The organism is Clostridium tetani (genome assembly GCF_900167265.1).
GTDB classification, from domain to species: domain Bacteria; phylum Bacillota; class Clostridia; order Clostridiales; family Clostridiaceae; genus Clostridium_G; species Clostridium_G tetani.
On the sequence record NZ_FUWT01000002.1, the window covers coordinates 207,023 to 227,792 of the forward strand.

A 20,770-nucleotide genomic window follows, 5' to 3' on the forward strand; every position below is an offset into this window, starting at 1 on the left:
ATAGTTATTTATTAAAAAAGGGGAGATATTATTGGATAAAAAGGTTATATTAAAAACTATGGAAAATAGCATAAAAAATAATAAACCTATTATTGGAGTAGCTATAGGTTCAGGTTTTTCAGCTAATCAAGCATCTAAAGGTGGAGCTGATTTCATATTAGTATTAAATGCAGGGAAATTTAGAAATTCAGGGATAAGTTCTCTTGCTTGCTTATTACCCTTTGGTAATAGCAACAATATGATGTTTGAAATGGGGGAAAGAGAGATACTTACTAAGAAATTAGGGAACCCTATTATATTTGGAGCATGCGCTTCAGACTTAACTATTAGCAAGGATAAATTAATAGACAATATAATAGAAGCAGGATTCCATGGAGTAAATAATTTTCCAACAGTGGGTATAATTGATGGAAGTTATAGGCAAGCACTAGAAGAGGATGGTATGGGATACTCTGAAGAGGTTGAACTTATGAAAAAAGCTGTACAGCGTGGGCTTTTTACAATAGCTTTTGTTTTTAATGAAAAACAAAGTGAGGAAATGACTAAAGTTGGAGTGGATGTTATATGTGCACATCTAGGCTGGACTTTAGGTGGAGATACTAATGTGAAAAATAGAACTACCTTAAAAGAAGATATAAATTTAGTAAATAATATATTTAAAGCTTCAGAAAAGTACAACAAAAATATAATAAAAATGGTCTATGGTGGAAAAATTGAAGATGCAGACATGGCAGGATATTTTTATGATAATACAGATGCAGTAGGATACATAGGAGGATCTAGCTTTGAGAGGATTCCTTCTGAAAGAATAATAAAATCTGTAACTCATGAATTTAAAAACTTTAATAAATTAAATAATGATAAGATCGGATTTAAAGAAATGATAGGTCAAAGTAATAGTATGAAAGAATTATATGAGTTAATAGAAAAAGTAGCGGATAAAAATGTGAATATAATGGTAACTGGAGAAAGTGGTACGGGAAAAGAATTAGTTGTAAGAGCATTGCATTATGGAGGGGAAAGAAGAGATAATCCTTTTGTTAAGGTAAATTGTGCTGCTATGCCTAAGGATATATTAGAAAGTGAGTTGTTTGGTCATGAAAAAGGAGCCTTTACTGGAGCGGATAAAAAGAGAGTAGGGAGATTTGAACTAGCTCATAAAGGAACTTTATTTTTAGATGAAATAGGGGATATGGATTTATCCATACAAGCTAAATTCTTAAGGATAATACAACAACAAGAATTTGAAAGAGTAGGTGGGAATAAAACCATTAAGGTTGATGTAAGAATAATTTGTGCAACCAACAAGGATTTAAAAAAAGAGGTTAAAGAAGGCAGATTTAGAGAAGACTTATATTATAGACTTAATACCATAACCCTATATGTACCACCTCTAAGGGAAAGAAAAGAGGATATTCCTTTTTTAATACATCATTTTCTTAAAGAAAAAGGTAAAAAGTTTGATAAAATTGCTCCAAAAATTTCACCAGAAGTTTTTGATGCTTTAATGGAATATGATTGGCCAGGAAATGTTAGGGAATTAGAAAATGCTATGGAGAGAGCCATAATTTTATGTGGGAAAGATTTAATAAGGCTTAACAATTTACCTATAAGTATAGTAAAGAATAATAAAGAATTTGATGAAAGTAAACATGTTACTCCTATAGATATTAAAGAAATAACTATTAGAAATATGGAAAGAGAAATAATCATAGAAGCATTAGAAAAATGTGACTGGAATAGAACCAAAACATCTAAAAGTTTGGGAATATCTAGAAGGACTTTATATAACAAAATGAAAGAATTTAATATAAGGTGAAAATGGCAGGTCATTTAATAACTTAGCGGGAAAAAATATCTCAACTAGAAAAACTATGAGAAAAAAATTCCCATATGTATTTATTTCGAGAAAAATACTTCTCAAAATGTTCAAATAACAGCTTTTGGGGTTGGCATGGTAATTGCTTTTATAATTAGTGTAACCGATTAAATTTATAATAATAAAAGGAGGGTACAGGTTGAATAAAAAAATAATAATATTGGGAACTTTGGATACTAAAGGAGAAGAATTCAAATTCATAAAAGATATTATAGAAAAAGAAGGATTAGAAACTATAGTTATAGATGTAGGAGTAGTTGGAGAAGCAAAGCTTAGACCTAATATAGATAAAAAAGAAGTTGCCATAGTTGGAGGAAGCTCTATAGAAGATCTAATAAAGAAAAAAGATAGAGGATACGCTATGGAAGTAATGATGAAAGGATCTGCAGCTATAGTTAAAAGACTTTCAAAAGAAGAAGGTATAAGTGGAATAATAAGTTTAGGTGGATCAGGTGGAACTAGTATTGCAAGTTATGCTATGAGAGCCTTAGAAGTAGGTATACCTAAAGTTATGGTTTCAACGTTAGCATCAGGAGATACCAGACCTTATGTGGGAGAAAAAGACATAACTATGATATATTCTGTGGTAGATATAAGTGGAATAAATACACTTTCTTCAAAAATACTTTCTAATGCAGCTTATGCATTAATAGGTATGGTGAAAGGAAAGGCACCAGAATTAAAAGGAGAAAAACCATTAATAGGTGCCACTATGTTTGGAGTAACTACTAAAGGAGTTAATATAGCCAAAGAATACTTAGAGAATAATGGGTATGAAGTTTTAGTATTTCATGCTACTGGTGCTGGTGGAAGAGCTATGGAGGATTTAATAAGATCAGGATATATAAAAGGAGTTTTAGATATGACTACCACAGAATGGTGTGATGAAGTAGTAGGTGGAGTTTTAAATGCAGGACCTAATAGACTAGAAGCTGCTTCAGATATGGGAATACCTCAGGTTGTAGCACCAGGAGCATTGGATATGGTTAATTTCGGACCAATAGAAACAGTACCAGAAGAGTTTAAAAAAAGAAATCTATATAAACATAATGCTACAGTAACCTTAATGAGAACAACTAAAGAAGAGAATATTGAAATAGGAAAAGTTATAGGAGAAAAATTAAATAGAGCTAAAAAAGATACTGCATTATTTATACCATTAAAAGGAGTTTCAGCTATAGATGCTGAAGGTGAAGTATTTTATGGATATGAAGAAGATAAAGCTTTATTTAATACATTAAAAGAAACAGTGAATAAAGATAAAGTTCAAATAGTAGAAATGAATAATAATATAAACGATGAAGAATTTGCTATAGCTATGGCAAAAAAATTAATAAATATGATGGAGAAATAAGAGGAGGAGTTTTTTATGGCATTTACACGTGAACAAATATACGAAAATTTAAAGAAACAAATAGAAGAAGGTAAGAGTTTAGTAGGAGCAGGAGCAGGTACTGGTATATCAGCTAAATGTGCTCAAGCAGGTGGAGTAGATTTAATTATAATATATAATTCAGGAAGATATAGAATGGCAGGAAGAGGATCTTTAGCAGGACTTATGCCTTATGGAGATGCTAATGCAATAGTACTTGAAATGGCAAATGAAGTTTTACCTATAGCAACAGAAACACCAGTATTAGCTGGAGTTTGTGGAACAGATCCTTTTAGATTAATGGATAAGTACTTACAAAGTCTTAAAGATGTAGGATTTTCAGGAGTGCAAAACTTCCCAACAGTGGGACTTATAGATGGAGTATTCCGTCAAAATCTAGAAGAAACAGGAATGGGTTATGATTTAGAAGTAGAAATGATTAAAAAAGCTCACGAAATAGGATTATTTACAACTCCTTATGTATTTAATGAGGAGGATGCAAGAAAAATGGCAAAAGCAGGAGCAGATGTTCTAGTTGCACATATGGGACTTACTACAAAGGGAAGCATAGGAGCACAAACTGCATTAACTCTTGATGATTGTGTAGAAAGAATACAAAATATAGCAGATGCTGGTAGAGAAATAAATCCAGATATTATGGTTATATGTCATGGTGGCCCTATAGCAGAACCAGAAGACGCTAAATATATAATAGAAAAAACTAAAGGAATTAATGGTTTCTTTGGAGCTTCAAGTATAGAAAGAATACCAACAGAAAAAGCTATAAAAGAACAAGTGCTTAATTTTAAAAAGATAGAAATTAAATAATAATAAGTTGCTACTTTCATAATAAAACAAATAAAAAAGAATGGTATTAAAGCCATTCTTTTTTATTTGTTTACTTCATCATGTAAAACATGATAATATAGAGAAAAATATACATATAAGGAGAATGATTAATGATAAATAATCACATTGAAGATAAAAAGCATACTCACGAAAGTGAAGCACACCTACACGGCGGGAATTATGTAGGAGAGAAGAAAGATGGAAAAGCTCATGGAGAAGGAACATATTTATATAAAGATGGAAGCAAATATGTAGGACAATGGGAAGATGATAAGATGCACGGAGAAGGAGTTCATACATGGGCTTGTGGTGAAAAATACATAGGACAATGGGAAAATGATGATAAACATGGGTATGGCATATACACTTGGCCAGATGGTGAAAGCTATGTAGGACAATGGAAAAACGGAGTAAAACATGGAGAAGGAATATATACATTTTCAAATGGAGAAAAGTATATGGGTGAATGGAAAGATGATAAAATCCATGGAGAAGGAATGCATATTTGTACAGATGGAGAAAAATACATTGGAACTTGGGAAGATGATGAAATGGTATCTTCTAAGGATATGCAGTTTTAACTAATATTAAATAAAAAAGGTGAGGATTTTTTCAAAGAAAACCCTCACCTTTTTTATTTTGAAACTTTTTACACTACTGAAACATCTAACTTACGTATAAATAAAAATGCTGGGCATTTGAAAGGGGTGCAGGATGAATACAGAAATACTAGTTAAAAAAAGTAAAAAGGGAGATATTTCTGCATTTATGGAGCTTTTAAGGGAAAAGCAAGAACTGTTTTATAAAATTGCTTTTACATATACAAAGAATTCATATGACGCAGAAGATTGTATATCAGAATCTGCTATAAAGGGATATGAAAAAATAAAACAATTAAAAAAGTGGGAGAAGTTTTATAGTTGGTTTACGTCAATACTCGTAAATATATGTAGAAAGCAGTATAGAGAAAAATTAAATTTTTCATCAAAAGAAACATTAAAAGATATAAAGGATTCATTCTCATACAATTCCGTAGAAGACAAAATTATTATTGAAGAATTACTAGAGAAATTAAAAAAAGATGAAAGAGAAATATTAGTGCTTAGGTATCTAAAAGATTATCCTATAAAAGATGTAGCATTTATAATGGACATACCTGTAAATACAGTAAAGACAAAAATTTATAGAAGCCTTAAGTTTTTAAAAAGTAAAACTGAGGAGGTAAAAAATGAATACAGATAATATTAAAGTACCAGAAAACTTAATGAATAATGTTGAAAAAGAGCTTAGAAAACATGTGAAGGATAAAAAGAAAACAATATACAAGCGTATAATAGCGGCTGTTCTATCTTTAGCTGCTATTATTCCAGCTTCTGTTTATGCTTATGATAAATACTATAAGGATATAATATTTGAACAAGAAATAGATTTAGCAAGACAAAATAATAATGTTACAAAAGTAAATAAAGTTTTTAAATATAAGAATGTAGAATTTAATTTTAAGGAAATTATTGCAGACGAGACGGGAATAGAAATTATTTATGATGTATCTGATCCTAGATATTCCATAGCCACGTTTTCCTTAAGTCTAAGAGATGCAGAGGGAAATAGTAAAGAACATGAATGGAATTTGGGATATACAATGCCACAATCAAATCCAGAAAATAAGGAAAAGGTGGTGTATATTAATACCAATAGTGATGCAATAAATTATATGAAAAATAATCCTGTTACTTTAAATATCCATAAAATTTCATATGATAATAGTAATGATAAGATTAAATTAATTAAGAATAATAAATATGAAGTTAATTGGAACTTAAAAATGAAAGTACCAATACAAAAAGTTGAAACAATTCCAATAAATAAGGAATATAAAACTGATATAGGTACATTGAAACTTAAATCATTGAAAAAAGGAGCATTAAAAAGTATTATTCTATATGATATTAATTTCAATCCATCAGTTAAAGATGTAATGATGGTTCAGCCTTTATTTTCAATAAGATTAGATAAAGAGTATACAAGTAATTTAGATAGAGCTATAGAAAGAGATTTTGAAAGATCATATTGTAATTTTGGTAATTTAGAAGAATTCAGATCTATATATTATGAAAATATAAATGAGATAGGAATCAGATTAGTAGGATTAAGGGTAGAATATTCTTTTTTTGAACCTAAAAAATATAAAGTTATTGAAGATAAGCTTCCTATGGAATTTGATTTTAATGGAGAAAATTTTAAAATTATTTCTGTAGAAGATAAGAAAGATCATAAACAATATACAGTAGAGTATCAAAAAGAGAATAGAATTTATAACAAATTTGAAGTCAGTTTTGGAGGAGGAGGACGATTCGAATACGAAAAAGTAACATTCAAAGATCAAGCACACAGAGATAAAATTTATAATAGTTTATCCCAGAGAGTTCCTAATTTAGATTCAATTTATAATCCATCTATACCAGATGTCCGCATTGGCATAGATACAGGAGTAGTAGAGCAAAAGGCTAATGTTCAAAATAAAAATAGGACAGAGTTTGAAATTGAATATGCAACTAGAACTTTTCTTTATGATACTAATGAAATAATAATTAAACCATAAACAGATAACTGCTGATAAAATATAATTGTCAGCAGTTATTTTTATTTTGTCAGAAAATCCAATATAGCTTCGTACTATATTATGAAGAAACTCCTAAACCTGTACAGTAATAGGAATAAATCACTTAATGCTATCCAAAGGAGGGCAAGAAATGTGAATATAAATGAGCAAAATTTTATAAAGGAAATAAGAAAAAGAAACACAAGAGCATTAGATTATATCGTTGATAATTATAGTAACTTAGTTTTTAAAATTGTAGGTAGTGTTTTAAATTCCAGTTTTTATTTTCAACATGTAGAGGAATGTGCCAATGATGTATTTTGGTCTGTGTGGAACAATATTGAGAGTTTTGATGAAGACAAAGGAGAATTTAAGCATTGGATTGCTGCTATATCAAAATATAAAGCTATAGATTATAAAAGAAAGCTTTTTAAAGAAAGTATTGTTGAAGATATAGATGATTATTATAATTTATGTGATGAAATTAGCACAGAGAATACAGTATTATCAAAAGAAAATAGAAAAGAAGTTTTAAATGCAATAAATAATATGAAGGATGAGGATAGAGAAATATTTATAAGGAGATATTTCTTATATGAAGGAGTAGAAAATATAGCTAAAATCTTTGGAGTAAACAGAAATTCTATAGATAAAAGACTTTCAAGAGGACGTAAAGTATTAAAAAAAGATCTTATGCACTTGAAAGGAGAAATATTATAATGAAAAATAATAATTTTAATTTAGAAGAAAAAGATATATATAAATTGTTTAATGGAATAAAAATTGAGGAAAGTGAGTTTGAGGACATGGATAGAGAAATATCAACTATTGAGAAAGAAAGAATAAAGAAAAACTTAAACAAAAAAATAAAGAATAAGAAGAATCTAAAGACAGTAAAATATGGTTCTATAGCAGCAGCTGTTACATTAGCTTGTACAATAGGATTAGGCACAGCTTATCCAACCTTTGCTAAAGATATACCAGTTTTAGGCTCCATAATTCAAACGCTTAATGGAAGATATGGAGATTCTGGTGAGTATGAGAAGTATTCTGAGGTAATAGATAAATCCATTACAGATAAGGGCATAACAGTTACTATAAATGAGGTATTAGCTGACGATTATAAATTAATTATAGGATACACTATAAAAAGTGATGAAAAAATTAAAGACTTAGAAGTATTTAATCTAAATAGCTTTTTAAAGATAAATGGTAAAGGTTTTTGTGGGTCAGGTAGTGCCACAGGAAAATACATTGATGACTACACTTATGTTGGTAGTGAGGAAACTAATATTAATTTATTTAAAGCACCTAAGAATTTCAATGTGGATTTAAAGATTAGGGATATATTAGGTAAGAAGGGGAAATGGAATTTTGCCTTTAGTGTTTCAAGAGAAGACATAGTTAAAAATAGTATAACATTTAACCCTAATAAAAAAATTGATTTTCCAGATGCTATTGTAAATATAGATAAAACGGTATTTTCTCCTGTAGGTACTTATATTTCATTAAGTGGAAATTATAAGGATGAAAATGGAGGACAAAATCCTAGTAATATATTTGAATATGATTATTGGATTGCTTTTGATGATAAGGGAGTGGAACTTGCACCAATTGGCATAGGTGGTGGAACTAGTAATAATAAGAATTTTAACAGTCAAATGAACTATACAAAGGTAAAAGATATTCCAAAGTATTTAACTATTATTCCTTGTAAAATTACTCCTTCTGCTGGAGGTGGTGTAAGTGTAGATAAGGATAGTAAGGAAATACACCAAACTATAAAAACAAAAAAGCCTAAAGAAATAAGTAAAATTATAGATGGAAAGTATCCAATAGAACTTAATCAAGGCAAATTTGGAAAACTTGTAATAAAAGAAATAAATACAAAAGGTGATACCACTACAGTTAAATTTATAGCTCTTGGTAAAACACCTCATTTTCAAGCAGGAAGTCTTTATATAAAAGATGAAAATGGAGAAAGAATTAATTTTAAAGACCATTATGATATAAGAAGAAATGAAGAAAATCCTAACGAATTCGAAATAGATTTTGAAGCATTAGATAAAAATAAAAAATATAGTATTTGTACAGATGACTTTAGCAATGTGGAATTTAGGGAAGATTTAAAATTTAAAATTGAACTTAAATAATAAAATAGGGCTAACTCAGAATTTTATTTTGAGATAGCCTTCTTTTATTATAAAAAAATTTTAAATTTTTAAAAGAAACTTGATAGAAAACCTATGTTATCATCGTATTAATTAGTAAGAAGCTTCTTAGGGGAGGTAAAAAATGAAAATAGATGAAGAGAGCTTTATAAAAAAGCTTAAAGAGAAAAATACAAAGGCATTAGAATTTGCACTAGATAACTATGGAAATCTAGCATATAAAGTAGTTTATAGTGTTTTAGGGGCTGGATTTGAAAGGCATAGCATAGAAGAATGTGTTAATGATGTGTTTATGGTTGTTTGGAATAATATAGATAGTTTTAGAGAAGACAAGGGAAGTTTTAAGTCTTGGCTTATAGCTATATCTAAGTATAAAGCCATAGATTATAGAAGAAAATTAGCTAGAGAAAATAACTTAGAATATTTAGATGAAATAATAACAAATGAAGGAAATAGTACTGAAAATATTATAATAATTGAAGAAAATAGACAGGAAATTTTAAGTGCAATTAATGAATTAAAAGACATAGACAAAATTATATTTACAAAAAGATATTTATTAGAAGAAGATATAGAAATTATAGCAAAGGAACTTGGAGTAAATAGAACTGTTATAGATAATAGGTTATCTAGAGGAAGAAGGAGTTTAAAGAAAAAACTCACATTTTTAAAGGAGGAAATAGTATGAATAATAAAGATATATATGAAACTTTTAATTATATGAACTTTGATGAAAAGGAATATGAAAATATCCCCATTGAAATGAGTGAAATTGAGAAAAAAAGAATAAAGAAAAATCTTATAAAAAATATAAAAGAAAATAAAGGTATGAAAAAAACTAAAATAGCTATAACCGCAGCAGCTATTACTTTAGTATGTGGTGTGGGAATAGTTGGAGCAGCACCAGATACTTTGAAAAGTGTTCCAATATTAAATTCCATAGTTCAAAAGTTAAATGACCAAAGTGGATATAAAGGAGATTTTCAAAAGTATGCTCAAGCAATAGGTCAAACAGTAAAAAATAATGGCTTAGAAATTACTATAAATGAAGCCCTTTGCGATGATTCTAAGCTTATTATAGGATATACTGTAAAAGGCAATAAAAACATGAAAAAGGTTGTAAACAATGGAGTAGACATGCCTTTTTTAGGAAATAATATTAAAATTAACGGAAAAGAAGAACATTTTGGTGGAGGACTTAGTATTGATTACTTAGATGATAATAGTATTATTGCAGTTTGTGAAATGGATTTAGAAAATAAAAAATTACCTAAGAATTTTAATGTGGATTTAAATATAAAAGAAGCATTTAATATAAAGGGAATTTGGGACTTTAGTTTTTCTGTTTCTAAGGAAGATGTGGAAGCTAAAACCATCACATTTAAACCTGGCACAAAAGTTAAGCTCCCAGGAGCCAATATAAAAATAGATAAAGTAATGTTTAGTCCTATAAATACATCTATATTTTTGAGTGGAAATTATACTAATGGAAAGGGACTTATGGAACACGAAATGGGGATATTTCCTTATTCAGATTGGTTTGTTTTTGATGATAAGGGTGTTGAAATAGCGTGGAAGGGTGCAGGCGGAGGAACGAAAGGACTACTACCTAATAAATTTAATTATAAATATGATTTTGAAGTAGTAAAAAATATTCCCAAACATTTAACTGTTATTCCTTTTAAATATAATGGATATGGGAAAGAGAAACCAGAATATGTAACAAAGTCTTTAGATTCAAAATATCCAATAGAACTTAATCAAGGTAAAATGGGTAAACTTATAATAAAAGAAGTACAAAATAAAGAAGATAAGACAATAATAAAATATAGAGCAGAAGGAAAAGCACCATATTTTCAAGCGCAAAATCTTAGTGTAAAAGATGAATTAGGGGAATATATAAAACCCTATGAAGGATACTATACACAAAGGGATAAAGATAATCCAAATGAATTCACCTTAATATTAAATAAACTTAAACCTAATAAAAAGTATTTTATAAACACTACCATATTAGATAAATATGAAATTAAAGATGAATATTCTTTTAGAATACCATTACAAAGATAAATATTTAATTGCACACAGAAAAGTGTGCAGTTTTTTTGTGTATAAAATCATCTAACTATGTATTAATATGGACAAATATGTTAAAATTATGTTAAATAAAAGGAATAATTTTCATAAAAAAGTGGTGGTAGTTTGAATATTAAAGAAAATTATAAAGAAAAACATAAAAAAAGTAGTATAGCTTCTATTATAGAAGCTATAAAGATTCCTCTTATATATTGTATAGTAGGAATGACTTGGTTGTTTTTTTTCCATAACCCTGTACAGAAGTACTACATGAATAATTATGGCAAAATGCATAAGTATAAAGACATGATATATATAACTATAACAACCATATTAATTTTTATTTTGAATTATAAAAGAATCAATGCCAATAAAAGGGCGAAAAAAAGAGCAGAGGATAGCTATAAAGAACTTATGGCTATTCATGAGAATTTACTGTTTAAGAAAGAATTATTAAAAAATCAAGTAGAGCTTGAAGAAGACCTAAAGATGGAAAAGGCATTTTCTGAAAATGTCATAAATAATGTAAATGCGATAATAATTGTATGGAATGTGAAAGGTAAAATTAAAACTGTAAATTCTTTTGCACAAACCCTTTTAGGATATACTGAAAATGAATTAAAGGGTAAGATTTGGGTAGAAGTACTAATTCCTAAAGCAGATAAAAAAGAGTTATATAACATATACAACAGGGTAATTTCAGGTGAAATAATAAAAAACTATGAAAGTAAATTAATAACTAAAAGTGGAAATATTATAGAGGCTTTATGGAATAACACCATGATTAAAGATAATGTAAGAAATATATCTGAAGTAATCTCTGTAGGTATGGATATTACCACTTTTAAAGTCATGGAAAGAAATATATATGATTTAGCTTATTATGATTCATTAACTAGACTTTATAATAAAAGTAAAATAAAAAAAGAAGTGGAAAGATTAATAAAACAAAAAGATAATTTTAAATTTGCATTATTATACATAGGTATAGACGACTTTAAACATATAAATGATAGTTTAGGACACAGTAATGGAGATAAACTATTAATAGATTTATCCCAATTATTAAAAGATATTTTCTCTTCATCAAAAATTATAGCCAGAACAAATGGAGATGAATTTGTAGTTGTGTTAGAATATGAAGAGGATGAAAATTACATAATAAGAAAAATAAATGAATTTTTAAATAAAGTTAAAATGCCTTGGGAAATTAAAGACAAAGAATTGCAAATTACTGTTAGTGTGGGAATAGCTTTATATCCGTACAATGGAGATGAATTTACAACCTTATTTGAAAAAGCATATACATCTATGCTCTATAGAGAAAGAAAATTGGGAAGAATGGATATGCTTTCTATTCTTATGAAATAGATGAAAATAACTTAAACTATATAAATACAGTTAATGAACTTCGAAGAGGTATAAAACATAAAGAGTTTACACTACTTTATCAGCCCCAAGTAGATTTAATAAAAGGTGGAATTATAGGAGTAGAGGCGTTAATTAGATGGAAACATCCTAAAAAAGGAATTGTTCCTCCTAATGATTTCATTCCACTAGCAGAAGAAATTGGATATATACAGGATATAAGTAAGTGGGTTATTAAGACTGCTTGTAAGCAGAAAAAACGGTGGCAAGAAAAAGGATTTAACAATTTAAAAGTGTCCATCAATGTTTCAAACAATTGCTTAAAAGAAGAAGGTTTTTTAAAAGAGTTTGAAGAAATATTAAAACAGTGTGATGTGGATAAAAACGGCATAGTGGTAGAGATAACAGAAACATCTATAATGCACAATTTAGAAGAAGGTATGAAAATGTTAAGTAAATTAAGAGAAAGTGGAATAAAGATTGCGTTAGATGATTTTGGAACAGGATATTCTTCTTTAAATTATTTAAGAAAATTACCTATAGATATTTTAAAAATAGATAGAGATTTTATAAAAGACATAAAATATGAATTACAAAATGAGGTTATACTCAAACATCTAATTGAAGTAGGTCATGCATTAGGTTTAGAGATAGTGGCAGAGGGAATAGAAAGTCTACAACAACTATCACTATTAAATACATATGAATGTGATATTGGACAAGGGTATTTATTTAGTAAGCCTTTGGAAGTTGAAAAGTTGGAAGAACTTTTAGAAAGATTTTAATTACCTTTAGAATAAATTCCATGTTATGGGAATATAAATTAAGTGTAGATATTAATAATATCTACACTTAATTTTTATTTTAAGGAGGTAAATTGAATGCAAAATTTTGATACTATAATTAAAAATGGAACCATAGTAACGGCTTCAGACACCTATAAGGGGGATATAGGTATAAAAGATGGTAAGGTAGTTCAGATAGGTCTAGATTTGGAAGACTCAGGGAAAAAGATAATAGATGCAGGGGATAAATATATATTCCCAGGAGGAATAGATCCACATACTCATATGGATATGCCTTTTGGAGGAACTTTTTCCAGTGATGACTTTTTAACGGGGACTAAAGCCGCTGCCTGTGGAGGAACCACTACCATAGTAGATTTTGCAGTACAACCTAAGGGTAAAACCTTAAAAGAAACCACAAAAATATGGAGAGAAAAAGCGGATAATAAAGCTTGTATAGATTATGGTATTCATATAGCAATTACAGATATGAATGATGAAATCTTAGAAGAAATGGAAGAAGTAATAAAAGAAGGATATTCTAGCTTTAAGCTATTTATGACTTATGAAGGTATGAGAGTAGAAGATGATACCCTAATGAGAGCTCTTATGAAAGCTAGAGATAAAGGTGGAGTTATTTGTGTACATGCTGAAAATCATTATGTAATAGATTATTTCATAAAAAAGCTACTGAAGGAAGGAAAAACAAAACCTAAATATCATGCTATTTCTCGTCCAGAATTATGTGAAGGAGAAGCAGCGGGAAGGGCTATAAAATTAGCAGAAATTTGTGGAGCTCCTTTATATATAGTACACAATAGTTGTGAAGCCTCTGTATCAGAAGTTGAAAGGGCTAGGAAATTAGGATATCCAATAATGGGAGAGACTTGCCCCCAATATTTATTATTATCCTATGAAAACTATGAAGAAGAAGGGTTTAATGGAGCAAAATATGTAATGTCACCTCCCCTAAGAGATAAAAAGAATTGGGAACATATATGGAAGGCATTATCAAAAGATACTCTACAAGTAGTAGCGACAGATCATTGTCCTTTCTTTATGGAGCAAAAGAGAATGGGAATAGATTCCTTTAATAAAATTCCAAATGGAGCGCCAGGAGTAGAACTTAGAATGTCACTTATGTATACTTATGGTGTTTTAGAAGATAGAATTTCTCTTCAAAGATTTGTAGAGGTAACTTCCACAAATGCTGCTAAAATATTTGGAATGTATCCTCAAAAGGGTACTATAGCAGTAGGTAGTGATGCAGATTTAATAATATTTGATCCAAACAAAGAAATAGAAATAAAAGAAGAAAATTTAAATGAAAATGTGGACTATACACCTTATGAAGGCTTTAAATTAAAGGGATATCCAGTAATGACTTTATTAAGAGGAGAGGTTATTGCAAAGAATGGAAAATTTGTAGGACAAAAGGGAGTAGGCAAGTTTGTAAAGAGAGGTAAGGGAGATATAATATAGTTATGAGTTCTTTAATAGCATTATCTATTACTACGGCTATACTTTGTGCAATATGGACATATCTAAGTGGGGTAATAGGTATACTAGGTTGGATTGGATTTGCTGGGTGTACTAGCTTTTTTGCAGCAGGAGGTAAAAAAGAAGGCTTTAAAGCTTCTATAGTTGCAAATATAAGTGGTGTATTTTGGGCAATGATAACTATAAAGCTTTCGAGCATTTTAAACTTTAATTCAGGAGCAGCTATAGCCACAGGATTAATAACTTTTGTAATGTGTGCACAAGCTAAAAATAAATATTTAGCTTTTATACCAGGAACTTTTTTAGGAAGTTTTTCTACCTTTGCAGCATCGGGGGATTGGAAAGCTGTATTATCAGGATTAATATGCGGGGCTTTTTTAGGATATGCTTGTGAATGGACAGGTAATAAGCTTTATGAAAAGGTAGAAAAAGAGTAAGTCAAATTAGGGAATTTTTGTTTTAACAAGTATTCCCTAAAAATTTTATATTCTTCTTCTAAGTTTCCCAATTACAAATATTGCAACTGGAATTACAAGACCAAATAAAATGTTACCAGGAGATGCTATTTTACTAGAGAATGCTTCAAGCTCAAATTTACTATTGCATAGTAAAAGAGCCAAGAAACATATGAAAATACCATACATATTAATAAATGGCTTTATACTTTTAAGATTAAAAAAGGATTTAAGCATATTTAATGATATATATATAAGTGTTGATATAAGAATAAAATCTGAAGCTACCCATAAAACAACTAAAATAGAGTGTATTCTTCCAAGACTTTCAAAAACCGTTATTAATTTTGATACAGATAAAAAGGGTAAGGGAGCACGTTCCACAACGGAATAGCCTAAGGTGCCAATACAAGTTGCTATGAGTGCAGGTGTAATTACTCCTAAAAATATTACGATTTTTAAGCCTAATTTTTTTATTTTTTCTTTATCTTTTATTTCATCTCCTACAAAAAATATATAAATTAAATAGGACCATATAGATGTAACTGGAACACTTCCTTTTAATATAGGGATTATATCCATAGGACTTATAGGAGTTAAATTTGATATTTGAATTTTAGAAATAGATAGAAACACAATAGATAAAAAAGAAATTAATATTATTACAAATATTATTTCATTCATTCTAGCAATAACAACTATTCCTGAAGGAAGTATATAAATAACTAATAAAAGTAATAAAATTAAGAATAGTTCTGTGCTTACATTAGGAAAAATACTTGTTAAAATTCTTTCAACATAATATCTTAGAAATAATGCAATGGGTATTTGAAACCATGTTATATAAAGAGCAAGCAGTATTTTACTTATAGTTTTACCTGTAATGTTATACATTATATCTATAAAAGACGTAGAATGTTTTTTGTAAATATTATTTAGCATAAGTATAAATAATATTAGAATAACTAAGGAAGGTAATGGTGTAAGCCATGCTGCTTGATTTGCTTTTGCTGAAGTAACACTTGGTATAAATCTTATTGAAGAACTAAAGAGTATATTTAAAAATAAAAGTAAAGCCTGCCTTAAAGATATCTGATTTTTATTAGTTAACACAGCTGTACCTCCTAGTATTTAATCCCAAAAAAAGTGAGGATAATATCTGCAAAACCTCTTCTATATGGATTGGATATATATAAATATCCTAAAGAAAGAGTTGTTAAAGTCAATAATATAAATACTTTCAATTCATTTTTAAGATCATTTTTAAGCATTATTTTAATCTCAAATATACTTAAAATCAAAATGAAAATTGTAAACAAAATCATTTAGAAGCACCTTCTTTATTTTTACTATCTGTGGGCTTTCTTATCTCATAGGATCTATTAATTAAAGAGTTTACTTCTACTTTTATATCTATTTCTGGAAAGATCTTATCCCATTCCTTTTGTATGGTTTGCCATTTCATAGGATATTTACGAAATATAGCTCCATTTATATCAAATATATCTGAGTTGTTTTTATTAGAAAAATCCATTGCACTTTCTATTTCAGATTTTACTATATTATTTTGTTCTCTTTCTAAATAGGAAAAATAGTCTTTAGTAAAGATATCTTCTCTTCCAGTGATTTCTGCAATATTACTAGAAGTATGTACCTTTATTAAAATTGAAAGTTTTTCCTTTGAAGATTGTGGAATGATTTTTGAACTAGCTTCGGTTATTTCTAAAGCAATGTTATCCCCATGAATGTCCTTTACTATAAGTACTCCTGATTTAACTTTCTCAATTGCCCAATTTAATCCTCTAGCTTCTTTGTCTGCAAGATATCCAATGAGCTTAGCTTTTTTGAAAATAGCATATCCATTTAAGTTTATAGAAAATTGGTTTATAGTTGTATCATTACTGTCTCCAATTACTAAGAATGGAATATAAGGAGATAAAAATTTATTATCAAATTTATGCATTAAATCAGATAATTCAATTTCTGATGATATTGAGTTATTATCTACATTTGATAATAAACTTTTTAGATAATCAGATAGAATCATATTAGAATTACTTGCTCTCTCTAAGATTTCTTTAGCAGTACAACCTTTAGTAACAAAAACTTTAATATTTAATCTAAATTCATGGTCTCTTGAAAAATAATCTAAGTATTTAATTATATCTTTTTTTGCTGCTTCTTCACCGATAATAACATGTTCAACGTTTCCTAAAAATGGTCTAGTATCTGAAGCAGTTGAAATTTTTCTAACTGCTTCAAATATAGTATCACCTTCAGAATTTATTATATAGGATTTACTTTCTACATTAGAGTTGTTTTCAGAAGTACTTGCAACTTTAGGACATATGGTTACAAGTACTTTGCCTTCAGGAGACACATCAATACCAACTACACTTATAAGCATAGTTTTATCAATGTCTTTTCTTTCTATCTTGTAATTTTCACAGGATGAAAAGCTTAAAGAAAAAACTAATAAAATAAATAAATATATTTTTTTCATGAATTATCACTTCCACTTTAACCTATTCTTTTTCTATATAAAGTATTTAAATTTAATGGACGATTTTTAAAAAAATATACAGGTAATCTAAATAATGTGTCTCCGAAGTCTTCATTTTTCCCTGAAACAAAAGGGGAAAGATAAGGAATTCCAAAACATTCTATACTGCATAGGTGGTAAAGAAGAATTAAGCTTCCTATACTTAAGCCCATTAAACCTAATATACTACTCAGAATAGCTATGATAAATCTCCATAATCTTAAAGCATTTGAAAGATCTTGATTTGGCACTGTATAATTTGCCATTGCAGTAACAGCAATGGTAATAACAACAGCTGGAGAAACAAGTTTTGCCTCAACAGCTGCCTGCCCTACAACTATTGCTCCAACTATAGAGACGGCCTGCCCTATTGACTTAGGCAGTCTAAGTCCAGCTTCCATAAGAACTTCAAAGGCTATAAGTAAGAGGATAACTTCAATAAAGGGTGGAAATGGTACACCCTTATCAGAAGCACTAATAGACAATGCAAGTTCAATTGGTATCATTTCATGATGAAAAGAAATAATTGATATATAAAACCCTGGCAATAATAGAGTAGTAAACATTAGGATTACACGCATAAATCTTAATATGGAACTTATAATATAATTTTGTGAATAATCCTCTGTAGCTTGAATAAATTGAACAAGAGTTCCTGGAATTATAATGGATATAGGTAGACCATCTATAATCAGTCCAATTCTTCCTTCTATTATATTTGAACAAAATTTATCTGGTCTTTCAGTGTTGATTAATTGAGGAAAAGCTGAAAGCTTTTTATCAATAATATAATCCTCAATAGAATTAAGTGATAAGATAGCATCAACATTTATTTTGTCAAGTCTTTTTTTTAACTCTTTAAGTAATTGTTCATTTGCAATATTGGACATATAAATAATGCTAATAGATGTTTGAGTTTGTTTACCTAATATAATTTCTTCAAATACTAAATTAGGAGATTTAATTTTTCTTCTAACAGTTGCAGTATTTACTCTCAAGGTTTCTACAAACACATCTCTGGAACCCTTAATTACATTTTCATCTGTAGGCTCAGTTATATTTCTTTTATCAAAACCCTTAACATCAAATACAAAAGCTATATTTTCACCAGGAAATAAAAGAGCTGCATTACCTCCTAATATGCCGTTAATTACATCTTTTAAAGTATTTTTTTCAGTCTGAGATGAATAAGTTAAGGCACCTTCTCTAATAAGGTTTATAACTTCTATTTCTGTTTTTGATTCTGTAAATCTAGGCATTTGGGTTAAAGGCTCAATTATATATTCACTTATTGATTTAGAGTCTACAAGACCATCAATGAAAAATAATGTTCCCTTTAACTTTTTATTAATACTAATTTCCCTTAAAAGAACATCATCACTTTTCATTAATATATTCTTTAAATTATCTATTGTAAGTTTAGAATTTATATCATTAATGTTTTCTTTTTCATCCTTTTTAAACAAACGAGTTTCCCTCCTTTATTTGAAAATATTATTTACTAAATATGCTATATTTATTCTTTTAAAAATTATTTTATAAAATTAAAGATTTTCTCTAGCAAAGCGGAAGAAAATCCACCTAAATTGTTCATTATTCATTATTCCTTGTTCATTAAATAAAAGTTTTGCTTCGCAAAATTTTTATTTAATGTGTTATAATTAAGAAAACTAATTTAATAACTAGAAAGGGTTGTATAGATTGAAAAATTACAGAAGGAAAATAAAGCATTTTGATTTGATAATATCCGTAATATTAATTTATATAATTATAAAATTAATAAATAATTATAAAACTTGGTTTGATATATTTGGGAACATTATGACTATAATTTCTCCTTTTATATTTGCAATTATTATTGCATACATATTAAATCCTTTTATGAAATTCATAGAAAGAAAATTTTCTTTAAGTAGAAAGCTAAGCATACTGTTTACATATGTGTTTATAATATTCTTTATAAGTATATTTATTATATATTTATTACCTAAAATCACATACAACATTATAGATATCGTAAAGAGTATTCCTCAATTTGCAAATGATGCACAACGATGCCTAAATAAAATTATTATAGAACATAATTTAAAAGAAGTTATAAATTCTAGTGGAATGAATAATTTAAAACCAGATTTTATAATAGGTAAAACCAGTGAATTTGTAGTACAAATTCTAGATAAACTTTTATCAAAAACTTGGTCTTTTACAAATTCATTTATAAAATGGATATTTGGATTTATAGTATCCATATACGTTTTATATGATAAAGAAAAATTTATAAACATAGGTAAAAAGATTATATTTATAACTTTTAATGAAAAGAATGGATCAAAGATAATAGAGTTTTTTAAAAATTTACATTATATGATAGGACTTTATATAGGAACTAAGGCTCTAGATTCTACAATAATAGGTGGGATAGCCTTTATTGGTCTTACCATATTAAAATCTCCTTATCCTCTTTTAATCGCATTAATTGTAGGAGTAACAAATATGATACCTTATTTTGGACCTTTCATAGGAATGGTAGTGGCATTTACAATAAATATATTTTTTAGTTTATTTAAAGCCTTTGCAGTTTTAATATTTTTATTTCTACTACAACAATTTGATGCTTGGTATTTAGATCCTAAATTAATAGGAGGTAAGGTTGGGTTAACACCATTCTTAGTAATATTTGCTGTAACTTTAGGAGGAGGTCTTTATGGACCTGTAGGAATGATATTAGCGGTGCCAATAATGGCAGTTATAAAACTATATGCAGATAAAGCTATAAAAAGATATGATAATAAAAGAATACAACAAGAAAAAAATTCACAAAATACAAATGAGGAGTGATAAATTTGGAGCAGAATTTAGATAGTAAAATGTTAGATAAATTAACTAAAGTTTGTATTTGTAAAGCTATAAATAGAACTAAAATAAAAGATGCTATAAGAAAGGGTGCTAAAACCATTGAAGAAGTGAACGAGATCACTGGTTCAGGATCTGGTGGTTGTAATGGAACTAGATGCAAGGGTAAAATAGAAGAACTTTTAAAGGCATACAAAGAAGGTTTGTGGAAATAACTAACAACTAATAATGAATAACTATGGTTGATTTTCTTCCTTAGATCAGAAAATCTTAATTCTTCACTAAAACAAGCGATGTTCAGCGAAGCAAACGAGCCTA

19 protein-coding genes are annotated in these 20,770 nt (G+C 28.3%); 16 read left to right on the forward strand and 3 right to left on the reverse strand.

The window, feature by feature from the left end; all coding sequences use genetic code 11:
* Nucleotides 1-31 precede the first annotated feature (31 nt).
* The 14 genes from B5D21_RS00955 to B5D21_RS01020 all read left to right on the forward strand — a co-directional run bounded on the left by B5D21_RS00955 (nucleotide 32) and on the right by B5D21_RS01020 (nucleotide 15,039).
* Complete coding sequence (locus B5D21_RS00955) at nucleotides 32-1,819, forward strand: phosphoenolpyruvate hydrolase family protein (protein ID WP_011099982.1); 1,788 nt, start codon at nucleotides 32-34, stop codon at nucleotides 1,817-1,819.
* Nucleotides 1,820-2,018: 199 nt separating this feature from the next.
* Nucleotides 2,019-3,233, forward strand: a complete 1,215-nt coding sequence (locus B5D21_RS00960; protein WP_035109370.1) for a Tm-1-like ATP-binding domain-containing protein — start codon at nucleotides 2,019-2,021, stop codon at nucleotides 3,231-3,233.
* A 15-nt stretch (nucleotides 3,234-3,248) separates the two neighbouring features.
* Entirely contained in the window at nucleotides 3,249-4,079 is an 831-nt protein-coding gene (locus tag B5D21_RS00965) for a phosphoenolpyruvate hydrolase family protein (protein WP_011099979.1), read from the forward strand.
* A gap of 131 nt (nucleotides 4,080-4,210) precedes the next feature.
* Nucleotides 4,211-4,681, forward strand: a complete 471-nt coding sequence (locus tag B5D21_RS00970) for an MORN repeat-containing protein (protein ID WP_011099978.1) — start codon at nucleotides 4,211-4,213, stop codon at nucleotides 4,679-4,681.
* Nucleotides 4,682-4,814: 133 nt separating this feature from the next.
* Nucleotides 4,815-5,342: an RNA polymerase sigma factor gene (locus B5D21_RS00975; protein WP_011099977.1), complete on the forward strand. Its 528-nt coding sequence runs from the start codon at nucleotides 4,815-4,817 to the stop codon at nucleotides 5,340-5,342.
* On the forward strand, nucleotides 5,329-6,702 hold the full coding sequence (locus B5D21_RS00980; RefSeq protein WP_011099976.1) for a DUF4179 domain-containing protein: 1,374 nt from the start codon (nucleotides 5,329-5,331) through the stop codon (nucleotides 6,700-6,702). Before B5D21_RS00975 ends, B5D21_RS00980 begins: the two co-directional genes overlap by 14 nt.
* A 153-nt stretch (nucleotides 6,703-6,855) precedes the next feature.
* A complete protein-coding gene (locus B5D21_RS00985) occupies nucleotides 6,856-7,422 on the forward strand; it encodes a sigma-70 family RNA polymerase sigma factor (RefSeq protein ID WP_035109374.1) in 567 nt (188 codons plus the stop codon).
* Nucleotides 7,422-8,855, forward strand: a complete 1,434-nt coding sequence (locus tag B5D21_RS00990; protein ID WP_011099974.1) for a DUF4179 domain-containing protein — start codon at nucleotides 7,422-7,424, stop codon at nucleotides 8,853-8,855. Before B5D21_RS00985 ends, B5D21_RS00990 begins: the two co-directional genes overlap by 1 nt.
* A gap of 142 nt (nucleotides 8,856-8,997) precedes the next feature.
* Nucleotides 8,998-9,561, forward strand: a complete 564-nt coding sequence (locus B5D21_RS00995; protein ID WP_011099973.1) for a sigma-70 family RNA polymerase sigma factor — start codon at nucleotides 8,998-9,000, stop codon at nucleotides 9,559-9,561.
* The gene (locus B5D21_RS01000) at nucleotides 9,558-10,943 is read left to right on the forward strand and encodes a DUF4179 domain-containing protein (protein WP_011099972.1); all 1,386 of its coding nucleotides are present in this window, start codon (nucleotides 9,558-9,560) and stop codon (nucleotides 10,941-10,943) included. Before B5D21_RS00995 ends, B5D21_RS01000 begins: the two co-directional genes overlap by 4 nt.
* A gap of 132 nt (nucleotides 10,944-11,075) precedes the next feature.
* Nucleotides 11,076-12,320 carry a sensor domain-containing diguanylate cyclase gene (locus B5D21_RS01005; RefSeq protein WP_011099971.1) on the forward strand — a complete coding sequence of 415 codons (1,245 nt, stop codon included), beginning with the start codon at nucleotides 11,076-11,078 and terminating at the stop codon, nucleotides 12,318-12,320.
* Between the two features lie 20 nt (nucleotides 12,321-12,340).
* Nucleotides 12,341-13,102: a putative bifunctional diguanylate cyclase/phosphodiesterase gene (locus tag B5D21_RS01010; protein WP_078688057.1), complete on the forward strand. Its 762-nt coding sequence runs from the start codon at nucleotides 12,341-12,343 to the stop codon at nucleotides 13,100-13,102.
* 96 nt (nucleotides 13,103-13,198) lie between these two features.
* Nucleotides 13,199-14,584: a dihydropyrimidinase gene (gene hydA / locus B5D21_RS01015; protein ID WP_011099969.1), complete on the forward strand. Its 1,386-nt coding sequence runs from the start codon at nucleotides 13,199-13,201 to the stop codon at nucleotides 14,582-14,584.
* Between the two features lie 2 nt (nucleotides 14,585-14,586).
* The gene (locus B5D21_RS01020) at nucleotides 14,587-15,039 is read left to right on the forward strand and encodes a DUF1097 domain-containing protein (RefSeq protein ID WP_011099968.1); all 453 of its coding nucleotides are present in this window, start codon (nucleotides 14,587-14,589) and stop codon (nucleotides 15,037-15,039) included.
* Between the two features lie 45 nt (nucleotides 15,040-15,084).
* Here B5D21_RS01020 and B5D21_RS01025 read toward each other — a convergent pair whose 3' ends face one another.
* The 3 genes from B5D21_RS01025 to B5D21_RS01040 form a co-directional block, all read right to left on the reverse strand.
* The gene (locus B5D21_RS01025) at nucleotides 15,085-16,170 is read right to left on the reverse strand and encodes a GerAB/ArcD/ProY family transporter (RefSeq protein WP_011099967.1); all 1,086 of its coding nucleotides are present in this window, start codon (nucleotides 16,168-16,170) and stop codon (nucleotides 15,085-15,087) included.
* Nucleotides 16,171-16,378: 208 nt separating this feature from the next.
* Entirely contained in the window at nucleotides 16,379-17,560 is a 1,182-nt protein-coding gene (locus B5D21_RS01035; protein ID WP_011099966.1) for a Ger(x)C family spore germination protein, read from the reverse strand.
* A gap of 17 nt (nucleotides 17,561-17,577) precedes the next feature.
* A complete protein-coding gene (locus B5D21_RS01040; protein WP_011099965.1) occupies nucleotides 17,578-19,065 on the reverse strand; it encodes a spore germination protein in 1,488 nt (495 codons plus the stop codon).
* A gap of 235 nt (nucleotides 19,066-19,300) precedes the next feature.
* On the opposite strand from B5D21_RS01040, the gene B5D21_RS01045 reads away from it, so the two are divergent.
* The gene (locus B5D21_RS01045; RefSeq protein WP_035109387.1) at nucleotides 19,301-20,437 is read left to right on the forward strand and encodes an AI-2E family transporter; all 1,137 of its coding nucleotides are present in this window, start codon (nucleotides 19,301-19,303) and stop codon (nucleotides 20,435-20,437) included.
* Nucleotides 20,434-20,667, forward strand: a complete 234-nt coding sequence (locus tag B5D21_RS01050; RefSeq protein ID WP_396336532.1) for a (2Fe-2S)-binding protein — start codon at nucleotides 20,434-20,436, stop codon at nucleotides 20,665-20,667. Before B5D21_RS01045 ends, B5D21_RS01050 begins: the two co-directional genes overlap by 4 nt.
* Nucleotides 20,668-20,770: the final 103 nt, after the last annotated feature.

Coding starts and splice junctions, on each gene's coding strand:
- B5D21_RS00980 (WP_011099976.1), top strand. CDS start 5,329: ATGAATACAGATAATATTAAAGTACCAGAAAACTTAATGAATAATGTT.
- B5D21_RS00975 (WP_011099977.1), top strand. CDS start 4,815: ATGAATACAGAAATACTAGTTAAAAAAAGTAAAAAGGGAGATATTTCT.
- B5D21_RS00970 (WP_011099978.1), top strand. CDS start 4,211: ATGATAAATAATCACATTGAAGATAAAAAGCATACTCACGAAAGTGAA.
- B5D21_RS00990 (WP_011099974.1), top strand. CDS start 7,422: ATGAAAAATAATAATTTTAATTTAGAAGAAAAAGATATATATAAATTG.
- hydA (WP_011099969.1), top strand. CDS start 13,199: ATGCAAAATTTTGATACTATAATTAAAAATGGAACCATAGTAACGGCT.
- B5D21_RS01035 (WP_011099966.1), bottom strand. CDS start 17,560: ATGAAAAAAATATATTTATTTATTTTATTAGTTTTTTCTTTAAGCTTT.
- B5D21_RS01000 (WP_011099972.1), top strand. CDS start 9,558: ATGAATAATAAAGATATATATGAAACTTTTAATTATATGAACTTTGAT.
- B5D21_RS01020 (WP_011099968.1), top strand. CDS start 14,587: ATGAGTTCTTTAATAGCATTATCTATTACTACGGCTATACTTTGTGCA.
- B5D21_RS00995 (WP_011099973.1), top strand. CDS start 8,998: ATGAAAATAGATGAAGAGAGCTTTATAAAAAAGCTTAAAGAGAAAAAT.
- B5D21_RS00965 (WP_011099979.1), top strand. CDS start 3,249: ATGGCATTTACACGTGAACAAATATACGAAAATTTAAAGAAACAAATA.